We start from the raw sequence: 23,765 nt of genomic DNA on the forward strand, positions 1-23,765 counted from the left end.
TCCCTTTCTTTTTTATTTCATCGGTGTGATATTAGCTCCGGGCTATGCCAGAAGGCAGTGATACTGAGATTGAAATGACGGAGGATCTGATGGCCAATATTCATCTGGCGAGGGTATATGAGATTAGCCCTCCCATTGCAGAAAATAGTTTTCTTATCGATCGCTTATGGCCCAGAGGGGTAACTAAAGAATGCCTGTCTGGTGTTATCTGGCTAAAGAATGTTGCTCCAAGTACTGAACTGCGTCAACGATTTCACGCAGACCCAACGCGCTGGGATGATTTTTGTCACGACTATCTGACAGAACTCAATCAGGGACAGAGTTGGATGCCGCTGTTGCAGTTACTGTAACAGAATAAACGTATTACTTTGCTCTTTGGCAGTAAGGATATGGAACATAATCAGGGGGTAGTGCTGCGAGATTTTTTGTTGCAACAGCTTAACGTTCCCGGCGAAAACGTCCATCGCTCTGGCGAGTGAACAGGGCTGATTTATTGGCAGACAGTTCGACTTCCAGCGCCATAACTTGCTTATCCTGCGTTAGTTGAACCCGGATTTTTTGACCAATCTTTAAGGCGTTAACCGGTTTTCCCGAACCTTCAACCTGAGCCAGTAAGAATGCATCACTCACAATAAAACGATTTTCCCGAAACAGCTGAGTCAGCGTATGTCCTTTCTGGATAGTAAACTCTTTCCACTCATGGTTAGTGGGTTGCTCAGGTATAGCAGGAGATTGAGGCTTCGGGGTGGAAGTTGGCGTTTCGGTAGTTTGCTGGCTGGAAGCCAGAGGAGGTGGCTGAATGGGTGTTGGTGTATTTAAGGCCTGAGATGGCTCAGGCGGTGGAGCATTTGGCTGCGTAGTGCTCGCCTCCGGCGCCGATAGCTCAACGGAGGTATTGCTGCTGGTGGTGGTTTCCCCTTTATCACTGGGCCATAAGAAAGCACAAAGAATTAATAGGGTGGCGAGTATCACACCGCGGCGATGGGCATAAGGGAGTGGTTCCATCCAGCTAAAACTGTCAGGCAAGTGCCATAATTTAGATAATAGGATCTTGAGCGGATTGTGACCGCCTTCCGATCGCTGTTTGACTTTATTTACCTGCATCACAACACCTCATCTGGAACTTCGTCAGACATAAACCGCCTGTCTGGTAGTTGTGTGATTTTAACCATAATAGACCGAATAAAATAGATTAGGTAAATAATATAAACAGATAGGCCTTATCTGTGGTGAGATTATTCATCGCTATTTATTCATCATGATTGATTTTTAGGGTTTTCTCCATAAGCAGGTTATGCCGTTTTTTAAAAACAGTTGGTGGCTTTTAATGGCGTAGTGCTTCATACCCAGTATACTTTACGGTGCGATTGTTCCTTTCTTAGCAGTAATGCCTGCAAGTACCATTTTAAGAATCTAAATAATGAATCAGAAAATTGAAAACAAAGTCCTGACGCCAACGTTAATTATTATTATGGCCCTGGCAACCGGACTGGTCGTCGCCAGCAACTATTACGCGCAGCCTTTGCTGGAAACTATCGCTAAAGCCTTTGGTTTATCGGTAAGCCAGGCGGGATTCATTGTTACTGCGGCCCAGTTGGGCTATGCCGCAGGGCTGATGTTTATTGTTCCGTTAGGCGATATGTTTGAACGGCGCAGGCTTATTGTATTAATGACGCTGCTTTCTGCGGCGGGTATGTTGATCACAGCGACGTCATCAACGGTGCTGGGTGTGATTATTGGTACCGCGTTAACCGGATTGTTCTCGGTAGTGGCCCAACTGTTGGTTCCTTTTGCCGCTACGCTGGCAGAACCCGCTAAACGGGGAAAAGTTGTCGGTATTGTGATGAGTGGCTTGCTGTTGGGTATTTTGCTGGCTCGGACAGCGGCCGGTTTACTGGCTGCCGTTGGTGGCTGGCGCACCGTTTATTGGGTTGCAACAGTACTTTTAATATTGGTAGCCATTATTTTATGGTTCGCTCTTCCTCGTTATAAGCAAAGTAGCGGTCTTAATTATCCGCAATTATTGATATCGATTATTTCGCTATTCTCCCGTAATACCATACTGCGTACCCGAGCTTTTCTGGGGGCGCTCTCTTTTGCTAATTTCAGCGTGCTCTGGACCTCAATGGCATTTCTACTGGCATCACCGCCTTATAATTATTCCGAAGCCGTGATTGGGTTGTTTGGTTTGGTGGGGGCAGCGGGCGCACTGGCGGCCAGTGGTGCCGGGCAGTTGGTGGATAAAGGTAAAGCCAGCCAGACCACCAGTATTGGCTTAGTGCTGCTGTTTCTTTCCTGGATTCCGATTGCCTTTGGCGAGGTTTCTATCTGGGCTTTACTGCTTGGCATTATTGTACTGGATTTAGCGGTACAGGGCGTTCATGTCACTAACCAATCGGTGATGTACCGTATGATGCCGGAGGCAAGAAGCCGACTAACAGCAGGCTATATGACCAGCTATTTTATTGGTGGAGCTGCGGGCTCGCTGATTTCTGCCATGGCGTATCAATACGCCCAGTGGCGCGGCGTTTGTATTACCGGAGCGGTATTGAGTCTGATGGGAATTGTTATCTGGTGGATGACCAAAGGGAAAATAGCGCAAGAAACGGTGCAGCAGGAAGAGGTACAGGCATAATTCAGGCGATGCTTGTCGTTGTCGTTTATTCTGCCGGATTTCCTGTGGTATGCTTCGCCTCTGTTTATCTTTCCAGATCTATTTTTTAAGGCTATTTTCTGAGGAAACATAATGACAAAGCCATCTTTTGACAGCGTAGAATCACAGGCCAGTTACGGTATTGGTTTGCAGGTTGGGCAACAGCTCCAGGAGTCCGGTTTAGAAGGGCTGGTGCCAGAAGCGCTGTTAGCCGGTTTAACGGATGCTTTGCATGGCAACCATCCTTCTGTGCCAGTAGACGTTGTTCATCGCGCATTGCGTGAAATTCATGAGCGTGCCGATAAAGTTCGTCGTGAGAAGCAGGAAAAAATGGCCGAGGAAGGCGTACATTACTTAGAAGAGAATGCTAAGCGTAGCGAAGTGAACAGCACTGAGTCGGGTTTGCAGTTCGAAGTTCTGACTCAGGGTGAAGGTTCTATTCCTTCCCGTCAGGATCGTGTACGCGTTCATTATACCGGTAGCCTGATTGACGGTAGTGTATTTGATAGCTCAGTTAAGCGTGGTGAGCCAGCTGAATTCCCTGTCAGCGGTGTAATTCCTGGTTGGATTGAGGCGTTAACGTTAATGCCAGTAGGTTCCAAGTGGAAGTTAACTATTCCTCAGCATCTGGCTTATGGTGAACGTGGTGCCGGGGCTTCTATTCCGCCATTCAGCACACTGGTGTTTGAAGTGGAATTGCTGGATATTCTCTAATTATTGAGAAATAGCATTCAGAAACGATATCAGCCAGAGCTTATGTTGCTCTGGCTGATTTGTTTATGCGCCTACTTGTGGGCTAAAGCTCGAGGGAAAAGAATATTATTTTCCAGATGAATATGTTCCATCAGGTCAGTAATAAACTCTTCTGTTGAGCTATACAGTGCTCTCCAGGTATTACACGCTTCGGCCGGAGGCGTTAGGTTATTGGTTATCTGCTTAATTTTTTCGACATCCTGACCCGCCTGGTCATGTTCCATCTCCATGACGTTGATGGGGCCGCCTGCCTGAGTCCCCATTCCCTGCTGGATCATTGGAAACAGAATTCGCTCTTCTTTCATCATATGCTGCTCTAAATCCTGATAAATAATGGTCAGTCTTTCCGCCAGACCATGAGGACAGGTTAGCTTAGCGGCATGCACGCGTTCAACTTTTTGGGCCAGTAAAATCAATTCTGGTAGCTGCTCTCTGTGACGTTGATGATAGCGTTGCAGAATATGCGAGATCATTTCTGAGTAAGGTGATTGGGACCAGTCTTTAGCTTCTGAAGGCTTGCTGGCTAGCAGGTCAAGCTGCTGAGATAATTCTGCAACATTTAACATTTTTTTATCTGCGGCGCGCTGTAGCGTCTGTTTTCCACCACAGCAAAAGTCGAGATCGTATTGACGAAATAACTTTGTTGCTCCGGGAATAGCAACGGCTAAAGCCCCTAATGATTGGCTGGCGTATTCCATAATAGTTCCCCATGTATTTTGATGTCAGAGTTGATATCTGTATTAAAGTGTATTTTAAATACATCTTTAAGGAATGCAATGAGTGTTTTATTTCAGTTTATTGATAAAGGGGGGATGGTGAGTTAATTAACTGAAAAACTGGTTATTATGTATAAAATTGCTAATCTGAATGATTCCGATGGTGGTGAAAAAGGGGATATATGTTGCAGGTATCAGACAGGTTAGAAGCGATTTGCCTTTTGTCTCGTCAGGCTGGTGAGGCTATTTTACAGGTTTATCAAGGGTACCAGCCGCTGGAAGCCCATCTTAAAGCCGACAGCTCACCGGTAACTGCCGCCGATCTTGCAGCCCACCGGGTTATTGTTGATGGTTTAACCCTGCTAACGCCGGATATCCCGGTGCTTTCTGAAGAGTCTCCTCAGGAATGGGAAGAGCGTCGCCACTGGCAGCGATACTGGTTAGTTGATCCGCTGGACGGCACCAAAGAGTTCTTAAACCGGAATGGCGAATTTACTGTCAATATTGCTTTGATTGAACAGGGCATTCCGGTGATGGGCGTGGTGTACGCTCCGGTGCCGGATGTGCTTTATGCCGCAGAAGAAGCGCTCGCCTGGAAAGAGGTTGAAGGTAATCGACAGGTCATTACTCCTACACTGGCATATCCACCAAAAGTAGTTTGTAGCCGCTCACATCGTGATGAGCAGCTGGAACAATTTCTGGCATCTTTGGGTGATTATGAAACCACTGCGGTGGGGTCTTCACTGAAGTTCTGTCTGGTTGCAGAAGGAAGGGCTCAAATCTATCCGCGCTTCGGGCCAACCTGTATTTGGGATACCGCGGCGGGTCATGCCATTGTTCGTGCGACAGGGCTACAAGTGAATAATTGGCAGAATATTCCGCTTAACTATGCGCCAGCTCACACATTTCTTAATCCCGGATTTTATGTATCAGCTAACCCTCGGAATAAATTAAGTTAGTGAGTGTTAAATTTTATATACTTCACAATATGTAGTTTTTAATTCGTGAAAATTCATTTTTTTTCCTATAGTTATTGGTACTCATCGCTTTCCTGACATTTCAGCATGTTATGTAAATAACGTTAAAGAGGCTATGAGTATAAAGAATAGTAGTGTTAACTAAGAGACATAGCTAGCGTCACTAATAAGTTGTTCGGGTGACCGGGCTATAGTGACGTTACGTCTTAATAATTATGGAGGACATGAAATGAAAATCTTCCCTAGCTACAATCCACAACGGGTTGCGCTATACGTGAAGACTCTCTTCCGTGGCAGGCTCTACATCAAGGGTATTGGTGCATTTGAGTTTGATATGGGGAAAATTCTGCTTCCAAAAGTATGTGATAAAATTCACTTCAATGTTATGGCAGAAGTAAACCGGGAAGTTCAGGAGTTACGCGCTGAATTTGCCTGATATTGAGTGATTATTCACATCTTATGTTAACTTTAATGGCCATCCTTAACGATGGCCATCTTGTTTTCTGAATAATGAATTTTTATTCAGTTTCTTTTGGTGATTTTTCTTTATTCTCTTCTGGTAGTACCGCCGGGTTGTCCTGCAGGCGAGTCACTAATAGCTGATCGATTTTGTAGCTGTCGATATCAACCACTTCGAATTTATAGCCCGAGAATTTTACTGAATCGGTACGCTTTGGAATCTTACGCAGCATATACATCATAAAGCCACCGATGGTTTCATAATTTTCTGACTGTGGAAATTCGTCGATAGATAATGCGCGCATCACATCATCAATAGGCGTTACGCCATCAACCAGCCATGAGCTTTCGTCACGCGCCACGATCTGTTCTTCCTGGCCGGGGCCAATCAGGTCACCCATTAATGTAGTCATCACATCTTTTAACGTGATAATGCCAACCACCAGCGCATATTCATTAAGGATAACCGCGAAGTCTTCACCGGCAACTTTAAAACTTTCCAGCGTTTCTGACAGCGTTAAGGTATCCGGAACGATCAGCGGCGTATGAATCTGGACTCCGCCTTTTAAGGTCAGACTCTGATTGCTCAAGACCCGAATCAGTAAATCTTTAGAATCAACATAGCCAATGATTTGGTCGATAGAACCATTACACACCAAAAACTTTGAGTGAGGATAATTGGCGATTTTGTCTTTAATTTCTGACTCTTGCTCATCCAGTTCAAAATAGACTACGTGTTCACGGGCGGTCATAGAAGAGGGAACCGTTCTGGATTCCAGTTCGAACACGTTCTCAATCAGTTCATGTTCTTGCTTGCGTAATACACCGGCCAGCGCACCAGCTTCGAATACGGCATACACATCGTCAGAAGTAATATTATCGTTACGGATCATCGGAACTTTAAACAGGCGGCAAATCAGAGTCGCCATACCGTTAAAGAACCAAACCAGCGGACGGAACAGGGCAATACAGAAACGCATTGGATTGATAATCCGGATTGCGACTGCCTCCGGAGATGTCATGCCAATGCGTTTTGGTGTCAGGTCAGCAAACAGAATAAATAAGCTGGTAACAATAGAAAATGAAACAATGAATCCAAGTTGTTCTGAAAGCTCAGGCTCCATAAAACGGCTGAGGAACGCGGCAACATAAGGTGAGAAAATCGAATCACCCACAATACCGCCCAAAATGGCCACGGCATTAATGCCAATTTGTACCACGGTAAAGAAAACCCCAGGGGTTGCCTGTAGTTCCAGTACCCGCGCAGCATTAACATTGCCTTCATCCACCAGCATTTTCAGCCTCATTTTTCGTGAGGCAGCGAGAGAGATCTCGGCAAAAGAGAAGAACGCACTTATCGCGATCAACAAAATAATCAGTAATAGACTGTTTAACATATTTTATCCGCAGTTATATCGGAAATAGAGTTTAACGTTGAGTACTCAGAATGAGCAAAAAAGGGTAACGGACTATGAGGACCGACGGGCTTTAGTCCGTTATCATCAATTAGTATAACAGTTGGTTAACGCTTGTCATATGCCTTTAGCTTTCTGGCGGCAGGCAAACGCCAATACCCCCCAGATTACAATAGCCATTAGGATGCTTCGCCAGATACTGTTGATGCTCATCCTCAGCGAAATAGAAAGGCTTCGCCAGGGTAATTTCCGTGGTGATATGTCGTGTATCTTTGGCATCACTCATGGCTTTAGTAAACGCTGTTTCACTATCCAGTGCCTGCTGCAACTGCTCAGGAGTGGTTGCATAGATAGCCGAGCGGTATTGAGTGCCGATATCATTTCCCTGCCGCATTCCCTGTGCCGGGTCGTGATTTTCCCAAAACAGTTTGAGTAAGTCGGTATAGCTGATAATCGATGGATCAAAAACGATTTTTACTACTTCGGCATGTCCTGTTTGCCCGCTGCAAACTTCGCGATAGGTGGGATTAGGCGTTATGCCTCCACTATATCCTGCGGCGGTGCTATATACACCAACCTGTTGCCAAAACAGACGTTCCACCCCCCAAAAACAACCCATTGCGAAAATTGCCTCTGACATATTTTGGGGCGTCTCAGTCATTGATGTGTGTGACACCAAATGCTCAGCAGCAACTTTCATCGGAGTATCTCTGCCTGGAAGGGCGTTTTCCGGTGAGGTGAATTCCAATATATTAACGGGTAACATAAATTATCTCCGGATGTTTTTGTCAAGATAGGGTTAAGCCGGTTGTATCTGAATCAATCTTTACCGACAATATACAAGTAATTAACAGGGTATGAGATAAAGCATACCTGATCTAAACTCTTACTACGTTGTTAATCATTGTAGTAAATCAGATAGAATATTTTAGGAGTTGTAGTGCCTCAATCACGATACAAAGTATTTTACCTGTTGTTGCCCTTTATGCTGGTTGTCTCATCGGCAAAAACGGCGGGACTGAGTCTGGAGGTAAAAGGATTAAGTGGTGATCTGGAGGCAAACGTTGAGGCGTTACTTTCAACGATTCCTGAAGAAGAAATATCTGATAATCCTCGCTTTACCCGTCAGGTAGAAGAAACTATCCGTAAAGGGCTACGGGCTAAAGGCTATTACGATCCTGAAATTAAGTTTGATGTTGTTCAGTCTGGTCTGGCACTAAAACCCGCACTGACTGCTACGGTAACGCCAGGTGAGCCAGTACGTATTGAGCAGACTAATGTAGTTATTACCGGGCAGGCAAAAGATGATGAATTCTATATAGACCTGCTGAAAAAGGATATTCCGGCCAAAGGAACCATTCTTGACCATGGTACTTATGATGGTTTTAAGGGCTCTCTTACCGGACTGGCTATTCGTCGCGGTTTCTTTGATGCCAGCATTGAGCGAAGCCAGTTAGGTGTTGCCGCCGATCTCCACCAGGCATTCTGGGATATCGATTTTAACAGTGGCGATCGTTATCGCTTTGGTAAGGTCACCTTTATTGATTCACAGATTCGCGATGACTACCTGCAGAATCTGATTCCGTTTAAAGAGGGTGAATATTACACCTCTGCCCAGCTTTCAGAACTGAACCGCCGTCTTTCCTCAACCAACTGGTTTAACAGTGTGGTGGTATCTCCTAATTTTGACGGCGTTTATGGTGATAAGTTATTGCCGCTGGAAGGCGTTCTTTCTCCAAGAACTCAAAATATTATTGAGCTTGGTGGCGGTTATTCCACGGATATTGGCCCTCGAGTTAAAGCCAACTGGAAGAAACCGTGGATTAACGATCGTGGCCACAGTCTGGAGACCGGCATTAGCCTGTCAGCTCCGGAGCAAAGCGTTGATTTCAGCTATAAGATCCCATTGCAGAAAAGTCCGTTAGAAGAGTATTACCTGCTGCAATCTGGTTACAAACATGAAGACCAAAATGATACTAAATCCAGCTCTGGAATGTTTAACGTCGCCCGATATTGGGACAGCACCAGCGGTTGGCAGCGAGCGGTAAACCTGCGCTGGAGTCTGGATAACTTTACCCAAGGTTCTGTTACCAATACCACCATGTTGCTCTACCCCGGCGTTAGCATTAACCGAACTCGTCAGCGCGGAGGTTTGATGCCCATGTGGGGCGATAGCCAGCGTTATTCATTAGACGTATCGGAAACCAGCTGGGGCTCAGATGTGAATTTTGCCGTGGTTCAGGCGCAAAACGTTTGGATCCGTTCGTTAGGGGATAAGCATCGCTTTATCGCCAGAGGTAATCTGGGCTGGATAGAAACAGGTGATTTCAGCAAAGTTCCTCCTTCATTACGTTTCTTCGCCGGTGGCGATCGCAGTATTCGGGGTTATAAGTACAAATCGCTCTCTCCAAAAGATGATGATGGCAAATTAACCGGAGCCTCCAAGCTGGCAACCGGATCGCTGGAGTATCAATATAACGTCACGGGTAACTGGTGGGGAGCTGCCTTTGCTGATGGTGGCGACGCCGTTAATAAATTAGATGATTATACCTTTAAGAAAGGGGCAGGTGTTGGTGTTCGCTGGGCGTCGCCGATAGGGCCAATTAAGTTGGATATCGCCGCTCCTATTGGGGATAGCGATAAGCATGGTATGCAGATATATATCGGTTTGGGGCCAGAGCTATGAGGATGAAGTGGGTTAAACGAGTTCTGATTGCTCTGTTATTGTTGATTGTGCTGTTGTGTGGTGCACTGGCCTGGTTGCTGGGAACCCAGAGTGGATTGCATTTTGTGCTTAATCAGGCACCGCGTCTGGTATCCGGATTACAGATTGGCAAAGTTGATGGTGGATGGCGTGATTTAACGCTATCAAAAGTTAACTATGCTATGCCCGGTATTGAGGTTGGTGTTGGTGAGTTTCATCTGTCGATAAATTGGGGCTGCATCACTAACAAGAAGATTTGCGTTAATGCCATTACCGCGACCGACGTTGATGTTAAGGTTAATACCAGTCAGATCCCATCATCCGATGTGATTGATGAGCCGGAAAGTGAACCGGTTACCGATATTCAAACCCCTTACCCGATTGCACTTAACCTACTTCGTTTAAATAACGTCAATGTTACCGTTGATGATATCGCTATTAGTCTGAATGAGTTCCGTACCGCCGCTAACTGGCAGCAGCGTGAAGTGTCCATCCAGCCAACCACTATTCGTCAATTATTGGTGGTGTTACCTGAGTCATCGGAGCCAGAACCCGCACCGACTGGCCCACAGCAAACTACCGGTGAGATGCTGAAACAGCTGTTTGCCGAACCTCTGTTGGCATCATTGCCGGAAGTGCCTTTGCCAATGGATTTCAATCTGCCAGATTTGATTGGTGAGGATCTTCGATTGGCAGGAAGTACGCCAATCCAGATAGATCGTCTGGAGTTACAGGCCGCCAGCAAAGCGTCTCATGTCCAGATTCAGTCATTAAAAGTAAATGCGCCAGAAGGGATTGCCGCTCTGACTGGTGAAGTCACTATGAATAATAACTGGCCGGTGAATCTTACGCTTAATGCTACTGTTAATGACCCTTCTCTGAAGGGAGAGAAGGTTAAGTTGGTGGCGGGTGGTGAAATTACTGGCCAGTTAACTGTCGATCTTAATGCTTCTGGACCGATTGGTGCTCAGCTAAAAGCAGAAACTGAGCTGGCTACTGCAGGATTACCGCTTGCTCTAACGTTGGAAAGTAAGCAGGTTCGCTGGCCACTGACAGGGAAAGCTGATTATAAAGTTAATGATACTCGTCTGCGCCTGACCGGAAAAGCGACCGACTACGCCTTATCTTTACGTTCAGCGGTTGAAGGAACAGAGATTCCTCCAGCCAATGTGCAGGTTGATGGTAAAGGCAATATTCAACAGTTCAATTTATCTCGTTTGCGTTTAAATGCCTTACAGGGCAAAGCAGAGATGAATGGTGTCGTTGACTGGAGTAATGCCATTAGTTGGCGTTCACTGTTAACGATTGATGGTATCAATACTGCAAAACAATGGCCCGAATGGCCTGTAAGCCTCAATGGGAAAGTAAGTACCAAAGGCAGCCTGAATGGCGGAAGCTGGCAGATAGATGTTCCGGAACTTAATCTGAATGGTCAGGTGAAACAAAATCGCCTGAGTGCGACCGGATCGCTAAAAGGCAACGATGCCGGACAGTGGGTGATTCCGGGTATTAATCTGGCTCTGGGCCCTAATACGGTAGAGGTTAAAGGGGATCTGGCTAATAAATGGGTGCTGGATGCCGATATTAATGCACCTAAACTGACGGGAATGCTGCCGGGACTCAGCGGTGTTGCTAAAGGCACAGTGAAACTCAGAGGAAATGCTAAAGCGCCTCAACTGTTAGCTGACGTAACGGCAAGTGGTTTAGGCTGGCAGGATATGCAGATTGCCAAAGTGACCCTGAACAGCGATATCACCTCTGAATCACAGGTCAAAGGGGTTCTGGCGCTGGCAATAAGCGGTTTGAAGCAGGGCGACCTAAATGTTAGCCAACTGAGTCTTGATGCTGAAGGTAATGAAAGCAAACATCACCTTAAGCTGAATATTAACGGTAAACCGGTGTCCGGGCAGTTGGCATTATCCGGTAGTTTTGACCGGGCCAGCGAGCGATGGAAAGGTGCACTGAGTAATACCCGATTTGACACCCCTGTTGGCGAATGGAAAACTTCACAAGATGTTGCGCTGGACTATCGTAACACACAGCAAACCATCAGCATTGGTTCTCACTGTTGGCGTAACCCGAACGCAGAGCTTTGTGTGCCAAAAACTATTGAAGCAGGCCCGAGCGGTCAGGCTTCCATTGTACTTAGCCGTTTTGACTTAGCCATGCTGGCTCCATTGCTGGATAGAGACACCAAAGCTAAAGGCGTATTTAGCGGCAATGCGGATATTAGTTGGAAAGCCAATGGTGGATTACCTCAGGCAAAAGTAGTGCTGAAAGGGGATGGCGTAGCAGTAACTCAAATTGTTAATGGTCGTCCGCTGCCTGTGGTGCTGGATGATATGAAGCTGGACGCTAACCTGACGGGTAATCGTGCCCAGCTTAACTGGCTGATGAAAATAGCCAATAACGGAAGTTTCAGCGGTAATCTTCAGGTGAATGACCCGCAGAACAGCCGAGGCTTATCCGGTAATGTAAAAATTGATGCCTTTTCTCTCGCATTATTGAAGCCAGTATTGCTGAGCAGTGAAAAAGCTGACGGCGTGCTGAATGCTAATTTAAGCCTGTCTGGTAATGCACAAAATCCAAGAATTTCTGGCCCTCTGGTACTTGATCAATTGAAATTGAATACCCAGATGGTTCCTTTGACGGTGAAAGATGGCCGTATTGCCCTGAACTTCAATGGTACCAGTTCTGAATTAACCGGACTTATTCAGACCGAGAAAGGTTCATTGAATCTTGGGGGGAACGCAGACTGGCGTCAAATTGATGCGTGGAGAGCTTCAATTACGGCAAAAGGCGACCGGATTCGCATTTCTATGCCACCAACAGTGATGCTGGATGTTTCTCCTGATATTGTTTTTGAGGCAACACCTCAATTGTTGACGTTAAATGGTTCTGTTGGCGTACCCTGGGCCAGAATCACGGTAGAGGAGATCCCTGAAAGTGCCACGGGTATTTCTTCTGATGAAGTGATGTTGGACAACCAGCTAAAACCGATTGAAACCAAGACAGCATCAATACCGATTAACAGTAATTTAGTTATTCATATCGGCAATAACGTCTCGATTAACGCATTTGGTTTAAAAGCGCGTTTACAGGGTGATTTAAAAGTCGCTCAGGATAAAAAAGGATTGGGCTTAAACGGTCAGGTTAATATTCCGGATGGCTCTTTCCGCGCTTATGGACAGGATTTAGTGATTCGTAAAGGCCAAATTTTGTTTGCCGGAGCTGCCGATCAGCCAATGCTGAATCTGGAGGCCATACGAAATCCGGATGCGACAGAAAATGATGTTACCGCCGGGGTTCGCGTCACCGGGCTTGCCAGTGAACCGAAAGTAGAGATTTTCTCGGATCCGGCAATGTCACAGGAACAAGCGCTATCTTACCTGCTCAGAGGGCAGGGGCTGGACAGCGGTGGTGGTGACAGTGATATGATGACCTCAATGCTGATTGGAATAGGCGTTGCCAAGAGCGGTAAGCTGGTTGGACAGATCGGCGAAGCTTTTGGTGTTAAAAATTTATCACTGGATACGCAGGGTGTTGGCGATAGTTCTTCTGTTGTGGTGAGTGGCTATATTATGCCGGGCTTACAGGTAAAATATGGTGTAGGGATCTTTGACTCACTGGCAACATTAACTTTACGCTATCGACTGATGCCAAAATTGTATCTTGAAGCGGTGTCTGGTCTCGATCAGGCGTTGGATTTGCTCTATCAGTTTGAGTTTTGATTATGCGAATTATTGTTTATGGTAGTTTACGACGGGGTCAGGGTAATAGTCACTGGATGACAAACGCCCAGTGGCTTGGTGAATATCGCATTGCTGGCTATGAGCTGTATGATTTAGGGCACTACCCTGCCGTGATTAAAGGAGAGGGAGAGATCGACTGCGAAGTTTATCGCATTGATTCATCCATTCTGGCTGAGCTTGATGAACTGAAAAACGATACGCGGGACTACAAGCGAGAGCTGGTACAAACGCCTTATGGAAGTGCATGGATGTATCTGTATTTACATTCTGTTGAAGGGTTAACGCGTATTGATAGCGGTGACTGGGTTCACCGTAAACATGATGAGTAAAATCATGTTGGGTAATATTCATTACTAAGGTATATCACCATAAAAAAGAGCGCTAATTAGCGCTCTTTTTACGATCATCAACAGCGAAATTACTTCTTAGCGCGTTCGAAAGAGGCCATGATTTCAGCTTTAGCGGCGGCGGCGTTATCCCAACCGTCAACTTTCACCCATTTGCCTTTTTCTAAATCTTTATAGTGTTCAAAGAAGTGAGTGATTTGTGCACGCAGCAGCTCAGGTAAATCGTTAACATCTTTGATGTGATCGTATTCTTTGCTTAGCTTAGTGTGAGGAACGGCAACTAACTTCGCGTCTTCGCCTGACTCATCGGTCATCTTCAGTACGCCAACCGGACGGCAACGGATAACAGAGCCTGGCAGCAGTGGATAAGGCGTTGGGACTAAAACGTCAACCGGATCCCCATCCAAAGATAATGTGTGGTTAATGTAGCCATAGTTGCACGGGTAGAACATGGCGGTTGACATAAAACGGTCAACAAAAATAGCACCAGTCTCTTTGTCTACTTCGTATTTGATTGGATCGGCATTGGCTGGGATTTCAATAACAACATAGATATCTTCCGGAAGGTCTTTTCCTGCCGGGACTAAATTAAGGCTCATCTCTATTTCCTTTTACTCAAATAAAGTTGGTTACAGTTGGCGCCTATTATAGCCGACTCTGGAGCGGAATCTTCAATTTTTGACAAGATTGCTTTTAATTAAAGAGTAATCAAACAGATAAGTTAAAACATTGCGGGCAGGGGATTTATACAAACGAGGAAGCAGCCAGAGTACAATTACTCTCTGGTGTCAGAAACGAAGTGGTGCTATCAGGAAATGGAGTGGGTATAGATAATCAGACCTGCAAGCGCCACACCACCGATACCGGATAATGCACAGATAGAAATCAGCGCGACAATGCTTTTATTGATGATGTTATTCATTACCCAGCCTCAGAGAATTGTAAACCAGAATTATTATAAATGTTTTATAAATGTAAACAATGATAACCCGCCAATTTTTATACTCATCATTAAATAACCGCACGAATCAGCAAACTGATACCTGAAACCAGAATCACTAGATTAATGATACGTAGAAAGCTTTCTCTGGAAAGTGCCAGCGTGATGCGGCGGCCAATAAATACGCCAATAATCATGGCGGGGAACAGGGCCAATGCCATAGAAAGGAATGACCAGTCAGTATAGACGCCAGCAGCCAGAAATATCAGGATGCGAGTGAAAGTGCTTAGTCCAATCAACGTGCTTTGAGTAACCCGAATATCATTCTTATCAGAAATCCGTCCTGACAGGTAAATGGCATAAATAAATCCGCCGCTGCCAAACAGGGCGCTGAAAATACCGCCAATGAAACCAAATGGTACTGAAGCTTTGACAGTAAATTGCGTATTAGGTTTAAAACCGCTCAGGGAGTAAAGCGCATAAGCAATAACAAATATCGCCAGATAGATCAGTAAGTTGTCCGGATTGGTATAGAGCAAAATGGCTGCTCCCAGCAGGCTACCGATAATCATTAAAGGAACCAGCCGTTTAATTTCACTCATCACGGCACTTTTTCTGTCACGCATGACATTGGTGATAGCAGCAGAGCAATCCAGCAGGGCTAACAGAGGAACGATTTTATCTACCGGAATAAAGAAGGCCAGTAACGGACTGGCAATCAGAGCAGTACCAAAACCGGTAATGCCGAATATGATATAGGCTATGGTTAGTCCAACGCCAATGACGATCAGATCGATCCACTGAAGGTGTTCTAACATGGCATCCTCTTTAATGATGATAGGATTGATACTGATATCTTAATCGTTAAATGACGATGATTCTTGAATATGTTAATAAATATGATTTTAAATGTTAAAATTTGTCGTATTGATCAAATTTCTTGTGTAATGGCAATAAATAAAAAAGGGCAGAAATATCTGCCCTTTCTAACATCTGTTTATCTATAGACGAGAAACATTACTCATCCGGGTAGTTATGCATAAAGCGTTCAGCATCTTTAACCATGGACTCAGTGCCGATAAATAGCGGCATACGCTGGTGAAGCTCTTCAGGCTCAATGTCCAGAATACGTCTGAACCCGTCGCTGGCGCGACCACCGGCCTGTTCCGCCAGAAAAGCCATCGGGTTGCATTCGTACAGTAAACGAAGTTTGCCTTTTGGATGTGATGCGGTGCTTGGGTAGAGGTAAATTCCGCCCTTCAGCAGGTTGCGGTGAAAGTCAGCTACCAGAGAACCAATATACCGGGAGGTATAAGGACGACCGGTAGATTCATCCTGTTCCTGACAGAATTTGAGGTATTTCTTAACGCCTAATGGGAACTTGATGTAGTTGCCCTCGTTAATGGAGTACATGCTTCCTTTGGTTGGGAAACGAACTTTTTCATGGGACAGGCAGAACACCCCAATAGAAGAGTCGTAGGTAAAGGCATGTACACCAACACCAGTGGTATACACCAGCATGGTTGATGAACCATAAACTACATAACCTGCAGCAACCTGACGGTTACCTGGCTGTAAAAAATCAGCTTCAGTGATAGGTTGACCGATTGGCGTAATGCGACGGTAGATAGAGAAAATGGTACCGACAGAGACGTTTACATCGATATTTGAAGAACCATCCAATGGGTCCATTAAGACAACATATTTTGCATGAGTGGCGCGCTCGCCTTCAAAAACAACAATGTCATCTTCTTCTTCGGAGGCAATTCCTGCCACTTCGCCACGAGCGATTAATGCGGCTTTAAGCTTTTCGTTGGCATACAGATCAAGCTTCATCTGCGCTTCGCCCTGTACGTTCGATACGCCGTTTGTTCCCAGAATATCAACCAGGCCCGCTTTGTTAATGTCACGGTGAATGATTTTGGCGCCTAGTTTAATTGCTGAAAGCAGTGAAGTAAGTTCGCCTGTAGCGTGAGGGAAGTCTTGTTGCTTCTCGACGATAAATTCGCCTAACGTTTTCATGAACGATTCCTGAGTCAACCGAAGGTATAATGGCGATGGTATGCCATCCGTGTTATGTGTGGGGAAATTTTAACTAAAGGTTAAAGAAATTGATAGGTTATTCCCCTTCTTATAACTAACCTGAGGCGTTAGAATGAGAGCTAACTCGATACACCAAAAACTGGAAATATAATGCATATTCATATTCTTGGTATTTGTGGCACTTTCATGGGCGGTATTGCCATGTTGGCCCGTGCCCTCGGACATCAGGTCACCGGCTCTGATGCTAACGTTTATCCACCGATGAGTACGCTGTTAGAAAAACAGGGTATCGACCTCATTCAGGGATATTCTCCATCGCAGCTTAATCCTCGTCCTGACCTGGTTATTATTGGTAATGCCATGGGGCGTGGCAATCCTTGCGTTGAAACGGTGTTGGAAGAGGGTATTCCATACACTTCCGGACCTCAGTGGTTACATGACAATGTATTGCGCGACCGTTGGGTGGTGGCCATTGCCGGTACTCACGGTAAAACGACTACCGCTGGTATGGCGACCTGGATTTTAGAAAGCTGTGGCTATAAGCCCGGTTTTGTTATCGGCGGCGTGCCGGGAAATTTCGATGTCTCTGCTCGTCTGGGCGACAGTCCATTTTTTGTGATTGAAGCCGATGAATATGACAGCGCCTTTTTTGATAAGCGTTCCAAATTTGTTCATTACTGCCCACGCACGCTGGTACTGAACAACCTTGAGTTTGATCATGCGGATATCTTCGAAGATTTACGCGCAATCCAGAAACAGTTCCACCATTTGGTGCGTTTAGTGCCGGGACAAGGCAAGATTTTACTGCCAGAAAACGATCTGAACTTAAAGCACGTGATTAATATGGGGTGCTGGAGTGAATTAGAAACCACCGGTGAAGGACAAGCATGGGCAGCAAATAAGCTCACGGCTGATGCAAGTCATTATCAGGTGCTGTTAAATGGCGAGGTGGTAGGTGAAGTTAACTGGTCGCTGGTTGGTGAACACAATATGCAAAATGGTCTGATGGCTATCGCTGCGGCTCGTCATGTTGGTGTTCAACCTCAGGACGCTTGCCGTGCGCTGAATGACTTCATTAATGCTCGTCGTCGTCTGGAATTACGCGGCGAGGTTAATGGCGTTACCGTTTATGATGATTTTGCTCACCACCCAACGGCCATTCTGGCTACGCTGACGGCTCTACGCAGTAAAGTTGGCGGAACTGCTCGTATTCTGGCGGTGTTAGAACCACGCTCAAATACGATGAAGATGGGCGTGAGCAAAGATGAACTGGCTCCGGCATTTGGTCGGGCGGATGAAGTCTTCTTGTTGCAGCCGGCAAATCTTCCCTGGCAGGTGTCTGATGTAACCGATGCCTGTATTCAGCCCGCTCACTGGTCTGGTGATTTGGATACTCTGGTAGATATGATTGTTCGCAGCGCTCAGCCGGGAGATAACATTCTGGTCATGAGTAACGGCGGCTTTGGTGGTATTCACGATAAGCTGTTAGCCGGGCTAAAACAAAAGCAGAAAGATACCCAGTAGCTTGGTTTGATGTATAAAAAAGGCCTTCTTTGGAAGGCCTTTATTTTTTGAGCGGAATCAGAGTTCCTGCTCAAACAAATCGAGAATGGCTTCGTAAAGCTGTTCTACGCTAAACCCTCTGGCCGGGGTAGTAAAAATCGTGTCATCACCAGCAATAGTACCGAGAATCCCTTCTGATTTACCGATTGAATCGAGTAATCGTGCCAGAAGCTGCGCGGCTCCGGGACTGGTGCGGATCACCACCAGAGCATCGTTGTAATCAATATCCAGAATCAGGTTTTTTAGCGGGCTGGTTGCAGTAGGCACGCCCAGCTCAGTTGGCAGGCAGTACACCATCTCCATTTTAGCGTTACGAATTCGTACTGCGCCAAATTTGGTTAGCATTCGGGAGACTTTAGACTGATTAATATTCTCAAAGCCTTCATCCTGTAAAGCCTGAACAATTTCGCCCTGAGAACTGAGTTTTTCTTCTTTTAACAGCGCTTTAAACGCCTTCACCAAATCATCTTGTTTTGTTGGGCTTCGCATCTTGCACCGTCGATAGTTGGATAACAATACTGGTATTATGAATAAAAATGGTCAAGTACTCAAAAGTCTTTACGTATTGTTGTGATTAAAATGTATTTAACTGCTGATTCTCACGACCAAAATGATTTTAATTCCCGATTTATGTGACCAAAATGTTTTTAATTAATTATTCTTTGCAGCATATCTCAATCTTAAATCTAAGGATTGGTGATTATGCTCACGATCCTCTAAGCTTGATGTTGCATTTTAGTTACACATCAAAATAAGCAAAAACAAAAGGAGTAATGAATGAAAATTACAGTTCTTGGCGCAGCCGGTGGAATTGGTCAGGCTTTAGCCCTGTTACTGAAAACGCAACTTCCTGCGAATTCTGAGTTATCTCTCTATGATATCGCACCGGTTACTCCGGGGGTTGCTGTTGATTTAAGTCATATTCCTACAGCAGTTAAAGTCACCGGTTTTAGCGGTGAAGATGCAAAACCAGCTCTACAAGGTGCTGATATTGTTTTAATTTCTGCAGGTGTTGCACGTAAACCAGGTATGGATCGCTCTGATTTATTCAATATTAATGCGGGTATTGTGCGTAATCTGATTGAGCAGGTAGCTCAGGTATGTCCAAAAGCCTGTATTGGTATCATTACCAACCCAGTCAATACCACTGTTGCTATCGCGGCAGAAGTATTGAAGAAAGCGGGTGTCTATGACAAAAATAAACTGTTCGGTATCACTACTCTGGACATTATTCGTTCTAATACTTTCGTCGCAGATCTGAAAGGTAAGTTACCTGGCGATGTGGAAGTTCCCGTTATTGGTGGTCACTCTGGGGTAACTATTCTGCCTCTGTTATCACAGATCTCTGGCGTAAGCTTTACCGATGCTGAAATAGAATCACTGACTAAACGTATCCAAAACGCCGGTACCGAAGTGGTTGAAGCTAAAGCTGGTGGTGGATCGGCAACGCTGTCAATGGGACAAGCCGCCGCTCGTTTTGCTCTGTCACTGCTGCGCGGATTACAGGGTGAGCAAGGCGTTGTTGAATGTGCTTATGTCGAGGGTGATGGCAAGTACGCACGCTTCTTCGCACAGCCATTGGTATTAGGCAAGAACGGTATTGAGAGCAGAAAAGAGATCGGTACATTAAGCGCATTTGAGCAAAAAGCGCTGGATTCGATGCTGGATGTACTGCACAAAGATATTGAACTGGGTGAAAAATTCATTCAGGGATAATTTTTTCTCAGAACTAAGTTACATCGAACCGCTATCGAAGTTATTTCGGTAGCGGTTTTTCATTTAATGTCATTTTTATTACTGTCAGGTGTGCTGCTGTTCACCTGAATGCAATCGATTGTTTTGTATCTTTAAGTATCGACTGGGCCAAATTTCAGAAGGGTGTTTTTCCAGAGCTTCCGCAATAATCCTTTCTCCCTTGGGCCATGGACGAACAAGTGCATTGGCTAATGTCGATGAACTTAAACCAGATTGGCGTGATAAAGCGGCTAATGTGGTACCTCTTTTACGTAAGGCGGCAATGATATCTGCAGAATGCCAATCTTCTTTCCTTGAAATCATTTAATATCTCCTTTTAAAGTCAGTACAAACTTGTTGTTTATAAGTGATAGATAACACAATATTTATTGACCATATTGATTTTTTAGTAAAATTTATATCAATAAATTTCTTAATATAATTCAAATGATTTATTTTTATTGAATAGGGTGGCTTTTATTATGGTCTGCGGTTTGTATGATTTAGTGACTTGTTTTTTAACAAAATTAAATTGAATATTTTTTTTGTTTTCTTAACTTGTTTATTAAAAATAATTTATTGAATCAATTAAATTGTTTTTAAATAACATTAATATGCTATTTACACCAATAAATATTGGTAAAATACTGTTTTACATTTAAATGTTGTTTTTTATCAATTGATTATAAAAAACAACGCAACACATAGGATGCACTATTGCAACGCATTTCCCTGTATTAAAAGACAGGGCATCTGTGATAAATAAACTATTCTTTTATTTAATCAACTAACATAAACTACTTACTTGTTTATATACTCTGATTGAGAATTATCAGAGATATGGATTTGTTTACTTCTTTATTGTTTGTTTTTTCAGGAGAGTAAGAAGTAACTGGAACCAGTAGGAATATTGGAATAAAGGGATGGTGTTTTATGAAAAAAGAATGGTTTTCAACAAGTGAGTTAACTGGAATAGCTGGGCTACCCTCAACCATTCAGGGAATTAATCAAAAAGCACGTCGTGAGCAATGGAAAAGTCGCAAACGCACTGGCGTACAGGGTAAGGCTCTTGAATACCACATTGATAGCATTCCGGATAAAGTCAGGATCGTACTTCGCAGCCATGAAGAAGGGGCAAAGTATAGCGCGATGGTTAATGATCCTTTTGCCATTTGGGTCACTGCATACAATCAACTGACGGCAACCGAACGAGAAAGAATTATTTCTTTAATCGTTCGTCATGGTATTTCAGGATTAATGGATAAGGTTAATATGTTTACCGTTGAGCCTGCTGAAGTAGAAGAAGTTTGCTGATTTAGCACTTTTGATATCGGGTGGTGCAATGAAAAAAGAATGGTTTTCGACCAGAGAATTGACTGGCGTTGCTGGATTACCCGGCACCATTCAGGGCATCAATCAAAAAGCCCATCGGGAGAAGTGGGAAAGCCGTAAACGCACGGGTGTTCAGGGGAAGGCTTTGGAATATCATATCAATAGTATTCCTGAAAAGGTTCAAATTGCATTACAGGCCAGAGAGAATGGAGTGCAGTTTGATGCTATTGGTAATGATTCATTATCCATCTGGATAAGTGCGTTTCACCAATTAACAGAAGCAGAGCGAGAGAAGATTATTTCTCTGATTATGAGGCAGGGTATTGCCGGGTTAATGGCGAAAGTTAATTGGGATGATGGCAGTGATGATGCTTCACAGAGCTGATATGACCGTCAGGTTAAATCAGCTCTGTGAATAATCGAGCATAGTAAAGTAGAGAATCTAGGTGTCTCTGTGTACAGACAGTCGAGCCAGCGATTCTAATGCTGTTTTATAAGGTGTATCTGGCAAACAGGATAGTGCAGCAATTGCTTTAGCGGCTTCTTCTTCTGCACGCTGCTGGGTATAAGTTAATGAACCGCATTGATTCATGGTCTCAAGTACAGATTCCAGTAAATGGCGTCCATTTCCTTGTTCAATAGCTTCACGAATTTGAGCTGAGCTTTCAGCTGAGCCATTACGCATAGCATGAAGCAACGGTAATGTTGGTTTGCCTTCGTTCAGGTCATCTCCCAGATTTTTACCCAGTTTTGAACCATCAGCGCTGTAATCCAGCAGATCATCGATCAGTTGGAATGCGGTACCAATATAACGACCATAATCCTGCAATGCTTTTTCCTGTACTGGCGTTGCGCTTGCAAGTATCGCTGAAGCTTGTGCGGCAGCCTCAAAGAGTCGTGCCGTTTTGCTGTAAATCACCTGCATATAGTTTTCTTCGGTAATATCAGGATCGTTACAGTTCATAAGCTGCATAACTTCGCCTTCGGCAATAACGTTAGTCGCCGATGACATCAGTTTTAAAATTTCTAATGAACCCAGGCTGGTCATCATTTGAAAAGAGCGGGTGTAGATGAAATCGCCGACTAATACGCTGGCAGCATTGCCAAATGCAGCATTAGCCGTGGCCTTTCCTCTGCGAAGATCCGATTCATCAACCACGTCATCATGCAGTAACGTTGCGGTATGAATGAACTCGATTAGAGCCGCGGAAGTAATGTGCCCATCCCCTTGGTATCCCAGTGCACGGGCAGAGAGAACGGCAATCATAGGGCGAATGCGTTTCCCACCACCGCTGATGATGTAATGCCCCAACTGATTGATCAACACAACATCGGAATCTAACTGAGCAAGTATTGCGGCATTAACTGCCGCCATGTCCTTTTCTGCTAACTGGGTGATTTTTTCAATATTCATAGCGTCAAATTATAATATTATGATTTTGATAGTAAGAGCCATCCACTAGCGCAGCAAAATGAACGCAGGGTCGGGGGATGATTGTACTCGAAAAATAGCATAGATGAATGCCATTAAAAGTGCTTATTTATTTTCTTCTGATTCTTCTCTTATTCTGAGCTTGTAAACGGTAAGTTTTTTGCGTAGAATTCGCGCCCTATTGTGAATATTTTATAGCGCACTCTAATAACACTATATTTAGCTGGAAGTGAGTGTGCGGAAATGCGGAGTTAATATGTACGCGGTTTTCCAAAGTGGTGGTAAACAACACCGAGTAAGCGAAGGTCAAACTGTTCGCTTGGAAAAGCTGGACATCGCAACTGGTGAAACTATTGAGTTTGATCAGGTGATGATGATTGCTAATGGTGACGACGTTAAAATCGGCGTTCCATTTGTAGACGGCAGCAAAATTAAAGCAGAAGTTGTGGCGCACGGTCGTGGCGATAAAGTTAAAATCGTTAAGTTCCGTCGTCGTAAACACTACCGTAAGCAGCAGGGCCACCGTCAGTGGTTTACTGATGTTAAAATCACTGGTATCAGCGCTTAAGGTTTAGGAGAGCGGATAAATGGCACATAAAAAGGCTGGCGGTTCCTCACGAAATGGCCGCGATTCTGAAAGTAAACGTCTGGGCGTAAAGCGTTTCGGCGGTGAATCAATTCTGGCAGGTAACATTCTGGTTCGTCAACGTGGTACTAAATTCCACGCTGGTACCAATGTTGGTTGTGGTCGCGACCACACCCTGTTTGCTTTAATTGACGGTAAAGTCAAATTTGAAGTAAAAGGCCCAAAAAATCGTAAATTTATAAGCATCGTTGCTGAATAATTTTCCGATAGCCAAATAGATCCAGGCCCTGCAATGATTATTGCGGGGCTTTTTATTTTCAAAATGTGTTACTTTATAGGGACTATATAAAGTCGCAGGC

Annotated in this window: 23 protein-coding genes and 1 pseudogene; 14 read left to right on the forward strand and 10 right to left on the reverse strand. The window is 44.7% G+C overall.

Translation table 11 applies throughout. The annotated features are described in order from the left end of the window. Positions 1–89: 89 nt before the first annotated feature. Positions 90–479, forward strand: a pseudogene (locus EKN56_RS01755) (DUF488 domain-containing protein). Here EKN56_RS01755 and EKN56_RS01760 read toward each other — a convergent pair. After that, positions 439–1,104 (reverse strand): OapA family protein, encoded by a 666-nt coding sequence (locus EKN56_RS01760; RefSeq protein WP_130590234.1) that lies wholly within the window; start codon positions 1,102–1,104, stop codon positions 439–441. The pseudogene EKN56_RS01755 and the gene EKN56_RS01760 overlap by 41 nt on opposite strands. Before the next feature lie 316 nt (positions 1,105–1,420). On the opposite strand from EKN56_RS01760, the gene EKN56_RS01765 reads away from it, so the two are divergent. Next, positions 1,421–2,635 (forward strand): MFS transporter, encoded by a 1,215-nt coding sequence (locus EKN56_RS01765; RefSeq protein WP_130590235.1) that lies wholly within the window; start codon positions 1,421–1,423, stop codon positions 2,633–2,635. A 111-nt stretch (positions 2,636–2,746) separates the two neighbouring features. Beyond that, complete coding sequence (fklB, locus tag EKN56_RS01770) at positions 2,747–3,367, forward strand: FKBP-type peptidyl-prolyl cis-trans isomerase (RefSeq protein WP_130590236.1); 621 nt, start codon at positions 2,747–2,749, stop codon at positions 3,365–3,367. 71 nt (positions 3,368–3,438) lie between these two features. On the opposite strand, the gene ytfE is transcribed toward fklB, so the two are convergent. Beyond that, entirely contained in the window at positions 3,439–4,104 is a 666-nt protein-coding gene (gene ytfE, locus EKN56_RS01775; protein WP_130590237.1) for an iron-sulfur cluster repair protein YtfE, read from the reverse strand. Positions 4,105–4,304: 200 nt separating this feature from the next. Between ytfE and cysQ the strand changes: the two genes are divergently transcribed. Beyond that, entirely contained in the window at positions 4,305–5,081 is a 777-nt protein-coding gene (gene cysQ, locus EKN56_RS01780) for a 3'(2'),5'-bisphosphate nucleotidase CysQ (protein WP_130590238.1), read from the forward strand. 247 nt (positions 5,082–5,328) lie between these two features. After that, positions 5,329–5,535: a DUF1107 domain-containing protein gene (locus EKN56_RS01785; RefSeq protein ID WP_130590239.1), complete on the forward strand. Its 207-nt coding sequence runs from the start codon at positions 5,329–5,331 to the stop codon at positions 5,533–5,535. Between the two features lie 82 nt (positions 5,536–5,617). Here the strand turns inward: EKN56_RS01785 and EKN56_RS01790 are convergent, their stop codons facing one another. Together EKN56_RS01790 and msrA are read right to left on the reverse strand one after the other, a co-directional pair. Further along, positions 5,618–6,955 carry a hemolysin family protein gene (locus EKN56_RS01790; RefSeq protein WP_130590240.1) on the reverse strand — a complete coding sequence of 446 codons (1,338 nt, stop codon included), beginning with the start codon at positions 6,953–6,955 and terminating at the stop codon, positions 5,618–5,620. Between the two features lie 145 nt (positions 6,956–7,100). Continuing rightward, a complete protein-coding gene (msrA, locus tag EKN56_RS01795; protein ID WP_130590241.1) occupies positions 7,101–7,739 on the reverse strand; it encodes a peptide-methionine (S)-S-oxide reductase MsrA in 639 nt (212 codons plus the stop codon). Positions 7,740–7,958: 219 nt separating this feature from the next. Here msrA and tamA point away from each other — a divergent pair, with 219 nt between their 5' ends. The 3 genes from tamA to EKN56_RS01810 are packed head-to-tail and all read left to right on the forward strand — an operon-like array spanning position 7,959 to position 13,758. Next, entirely contained in the window at positions 7,959–9,659 is a 1,701-nt protein-coding gene (gene tamA / locus EKN56_RS01800; protein ID WP_130593559.1) for an autotransporter assembly complex protein TamA, read from the forward strand. 2 nt (positions 9,660–9,661) lie between these two features. Then, positions 9,662–13,408, forward strand: coding sequence for an autotransporter assembly complex protein TamB (gene tamB / locus EKN56_RS01805; protein WP_130590242.1), 3,747 nt, complete (start codon positions 9,662–9,664; stop codon positions 13,406–13,408). Between the two features lie 2 nt (positions 13,409–13,410). Beyond that, on the forward strand, positions 13,411–13,758 hold the full coding sequence (locus EKN56_RS01810) for a gamma-glutamylcyclotransferase family protein (protein WP_130590243.1): 348 nt from the start codon (positions 13,411–13,413) through the stop codon (positions 13,756–13,758). Positions 13,759–13,847: 89 nt separating this feature from the next. Here the strand turns inward: EKN56_RS01810 and ppa are convergent, their stop codons facing one another. From ppa to fbp, 3 genes are all read right to left on the reverse strand, one after another. Then, positions 13,848–14,375 carry an inorganic diphosphatase gene (gene ppa / locus EKN56_RS01815; protein WP_108901268.1) on the reverse strand — a complete coding sequence of 176 codons (528 nt, stop codon included), beginning with the start codon at positions 14,373–14,375 and terminating at the stop codon, positions 13,848–13,850. Positions 14,376–14,787: 412 nt separating this feature from the next. After that, on the reverse strand, positions 14,788–15,534 hold the full coding sequence (locus tag EKN56_RS01820; protein ID WP_130590244.1) for a sulfite exporter TauE/SafE family protein: 747 nt from the start codon (positions 15,532–15,534) through the stop codon (positions 14,788–14,790). 199 nt (positions 15,535–15,733) lie between these two features. After that, positions 15,734–16,738, reverse strand: a complete 1,005-nt coding sequence (fbp, locus tag EKN56_RS01825) for a class 1 fructose-bisphosphatase (protein WP_130590245.1) — start codon at positions 16,736–16,738, stop codon at positions 15,734–15,736. 171 nt (positions 16,739–16,909) lie between these two features. Here fbp and mpl point away from each other — a divergent pair, with 171 nt between their 5' ends. Continuing rightward, entirely contained in the window at positions 16,910–18,283 is a 1,374-nt protein-coding gene (mpl, locus tag EKN56_RS01830) for a UDP-N-acetylmuramate:L-alanyl-gamma-D-glutamyl-meso-diaminopimelate ligase (RefSeq protein ID WP_130590246.1), read from the forward strand. Positions 18,284–18,340: 57 nt separating this feature from the next. On the opposite strand, the gene argR is transcribed toward mpl, so the two are convergent. Next, the gene (gene argR, locus EKN56_RS01835) at positions 18,341–18,811 is read right to left on the reverse strand and encodes a transcriptional regulator ArgR (RefSeq protein ID WP_108901271.1); all 471 of its coding nucleotides are present in this window, start codon (positions 18,809–18,811) and stop codon (positions 18,341–18,343) included. Positions 18,812–19,099: 288 nt separating this feature from the next. On the opposite strand from argR, the gene mdh reads away from it, so the two are divergent. Next, entirely contained in the window at positions 19,100–20,038 is a 939-nt protein-coding gene (gene mdh / locus EKN56_RS01840) for a malate dehydrogenase (protein ID WP_130590247.1), read from the forward strand. 84 nt (positions 20,039–20,122) lie between these two features. Here the strand turns inward: mdh and EKN56_RS01845 are convergent, their stop codons facing one another. Beyond that, complete coding sequence (locus tag EKN56_RS01845) at positions 20,123–20,380, reverse strand: helix-turn-helix domain-containing protein (protein ID WP_130590248.1); 258 nt, start codon at positions 20,378–20,380, stop codon at positions 20,123–20,125. Between the two features lie 609 nt (positions 20,381–20,989). Between EKN56_RS01845 and EKN56_RS01850 the strand changes: the two genes are divergently transcribed. Both EKN56_RS01850 and EKN56_RS01855 read left to right on the forward strand, forming a co-directional pair. Then, positions 20,990–21,370: a DNA-binding protein gene (locus EKN56_RS01850; RefSeq protein WP_130590249.1), complete on the forward strand. Its 381-nt coding sequence runs from the start codon at positions 20,990–20,992 to the stop codon at positions 21,368–21,370. A 28-nt stretch (positions 21,371–21,398) separates the two neighbouring features. After that, positions 21,399–21,773, forward strand: coding sequence for a DNA-binding protein (locus EKN56_RS01855; protein WP_130590250.1), 375 nt, complete (start codon positions 21,399–21,401; stop codon positions 21,771–21,773). Between the two features lie 57 nt (positions 21,774–21,830). Here the strand turns inward: EKN56_RS01855 and ispB are convergent, their stop codons facing one another. Continuing rightward, complete coding sequence (gene ispB, locus EKN56_RS01860) at positions 21,831–22,802, reverse strand: octaprenyl diphosphate synthase (protein WP_130590251.1); 972 nt, start codon at positions 22,800–22,802, stop codon at positions 21,831–21,833. A gap of 274 nt (positions 22,803–23,076) precedes the next feature. On the opposite strand from ispB, the gene rplU reads away from it, so the two are divergent. Beyond that, positions 23,077–23,388 carry a 50S ribosomal protein L21 gene (gene rplU / locus EKN56_RS01865; RefSeq protein ID WP_130590252.1) on the forward strand — a complete coding sequence of 104 codons (312 nt, stop codon included), beginning with the start codon at positions 23,077–23,079 and terminating at the stop codon, positions 23,386–23,388. 19 nt (positions 23,389–23,407) lie between these two features. Further along, positions 23,408–23,665 (forward strand): 50S ribosomal protein L27, encoded by a 258-nt coding sequence (gene rpmA, locus EKN56_RS01870; protein ID WP_108901277.1) that lies wholly within the window; start codon positions 23,408–23,410, stop codon positions 23,663–23,665. Positions 23,666–23,765 lie beyond the last annotated feature (100 nt).

Origin of the sequence: Limnobaculum zhutongyuii, from assembly GCF_004295645.1 — a bacterium.
GTDB classification, from domain to species: Bacteria; Pseudomonadota; Gammaproteobacteria; order Enterobacterales; family Enterobacteriaceae; genus Limnobaculum; species Limnobaculum zhutongyuii.

Bases quoted from the DNA above. Each gene is read 5' to 3' on its own strand.
- EKN56_RS01760 (WP_130590234.1), bottom strand. From the start codon at position 1,104: ATGCAGGTAAATAAAGTCAAACAGCGATCGGAAGGCGGTCACAATCCG.
- EKN56_RS01765 (WP_130590235.1), top strand. From the start codon at position 1,421: ATGAATCAGAAAATTGAAAACAAAGTCCTGACGCCAACGTTAATTATT.
- fklB (WP_130590236.1), top strand. From the start codon at position 2,747: ATGACAAAGCCATCTTTTGACAGCGTAGAATCACAGGCCAGTTACGGT.
- ytfE (WP_130590237.1), bottom strand. From the start codon at position 4,104: ATGGAATACGCCAGCCAATCATTAGGGGCTTTAGCCGTTGCTATTCCC.
- cysQ (WP_130590238.1), top strand. From the start codon at position 4,305: ATGTTGCAGGTATCAGACAGGTTAGAAGCGATTTGCCTTTTGTCTCGT.
- EKN56_RS01785 (WP_130590239.1), top strand. From the start codon at position 5,329: ATGAAAATCTTCCCTAGCTACAATCCACAACGGGTTGCGCTATACGTG.
- EKN56_RS01790 (WP_130590240.1), bottom strand. From the start codon at position 6,955: ATGTTAAACAGTCTATTACTGATTATTTTGTTGATCGCGATAAGTGCG.
- msrA (WP_130590241.1), bottom strand. From the start codon at position 7,739: ATGTTACCCGTTAATATATTGGAATTCACCTCACCGGAAAACGCCCTT.
- tamA (WP_130593559.1), top strand. From the start codon at position 7,959: ATGCTGGTTGTCTCATCGGCAAAAACGGCGGGACTGAGTCTGGAGGTA.
- tamB (WP_130590242.1), top strand. From the start codon at position 9,662: ATGAAGTGGGTTAAACGAGTTCTGATTGCTCTGTTATTGTTGATTGTG.
- EKN56_RS01810 (WP_130590243.1), top strand. From the start codon at position 13,411: ATGCGAATTATTGTTTATGGTAGTTTACGACGGGGTCAGGGTAATAGT.
- ppa (WP_108901268.1), bottom strand. From the start codon at position 14,375: ATGAGCCTTAATTTAGTCCCGGCAGGAAAAGACCTTCCGGAAGATATC.
- EKN56_RS01820 (WP_130590244.1), bottom strand. From the start codon at position 15,534: ATGTTAGAACACCTTCAGTGGATCGATCTGATCGTCATTGGCGTTGGA.
- fbp (WP_130590245.1), bottom strand. From the start codon at position 16,738: ATGAAAACGTTAGGCGAATTTATCGTCGAGAAGCAACAAGACTTCCCT.
- mpl (WP_130590246.1), top strand. From the start codon at position 16,910: ATGCATATTCATATTCTTGGTATTTGTGGCACTTTCATGGGCGGTATT.
- argR (WP_108901271.1), bottom strand. From the start codon at position 18,811: ATGCGAAGCCCAACAAAACAAGATGATTTGGTGAAGGCGTTTAAAGCG.
- mdh (WP_130590247.1), top strand. From the start codon at position 19,100: ATGAAAATTACAGTTCTTGGCGCAGCCGGTGGAATTGGTCAGGCTTTA.
- EKN56_RS01845 (WP_130590248.1), bottom strand. From the start codon at position 20,380: ATGATTTCAAGGAAAGAAGATTGGCATTCTGCAGATATCATTGCCGCC.
- EKN56_RS01850 (WP_130590249.1), top strand. From the start codon at position 20,990: ATGAAAAAAGAATGGTTTTCAACAAGTGAGTTAACTGGAATAGCTGGG.
- EKN56_RS01855 (WP_130590250.1), top strand. From the start codon at position 21,399: ATGAAAAAAGAATGGTTTTCGACCAGAGAATTGACTGGCGTTGCTGGA.
- ispB (WP_130590251.1), bottom strand. From the start codon at position 22,802: ATGAATATTGAAAAAATCACCCAGTTAGCAGAAAAGGACATGGCGGCA.
- rplU (WP_130590252.1), top strand. From the start codon at position 23,077: ATGTACGCGGTTTTCCAAAGTGGTGGTAAACAACACCGAGTAAGCGAA.
- rpmA (WP_108901277.1), top strand. From the start codon at position 23,408: ATGGCACATAAAAAGGCTGGCGGTTCCTCACGAAATGGCCGCGATTCT.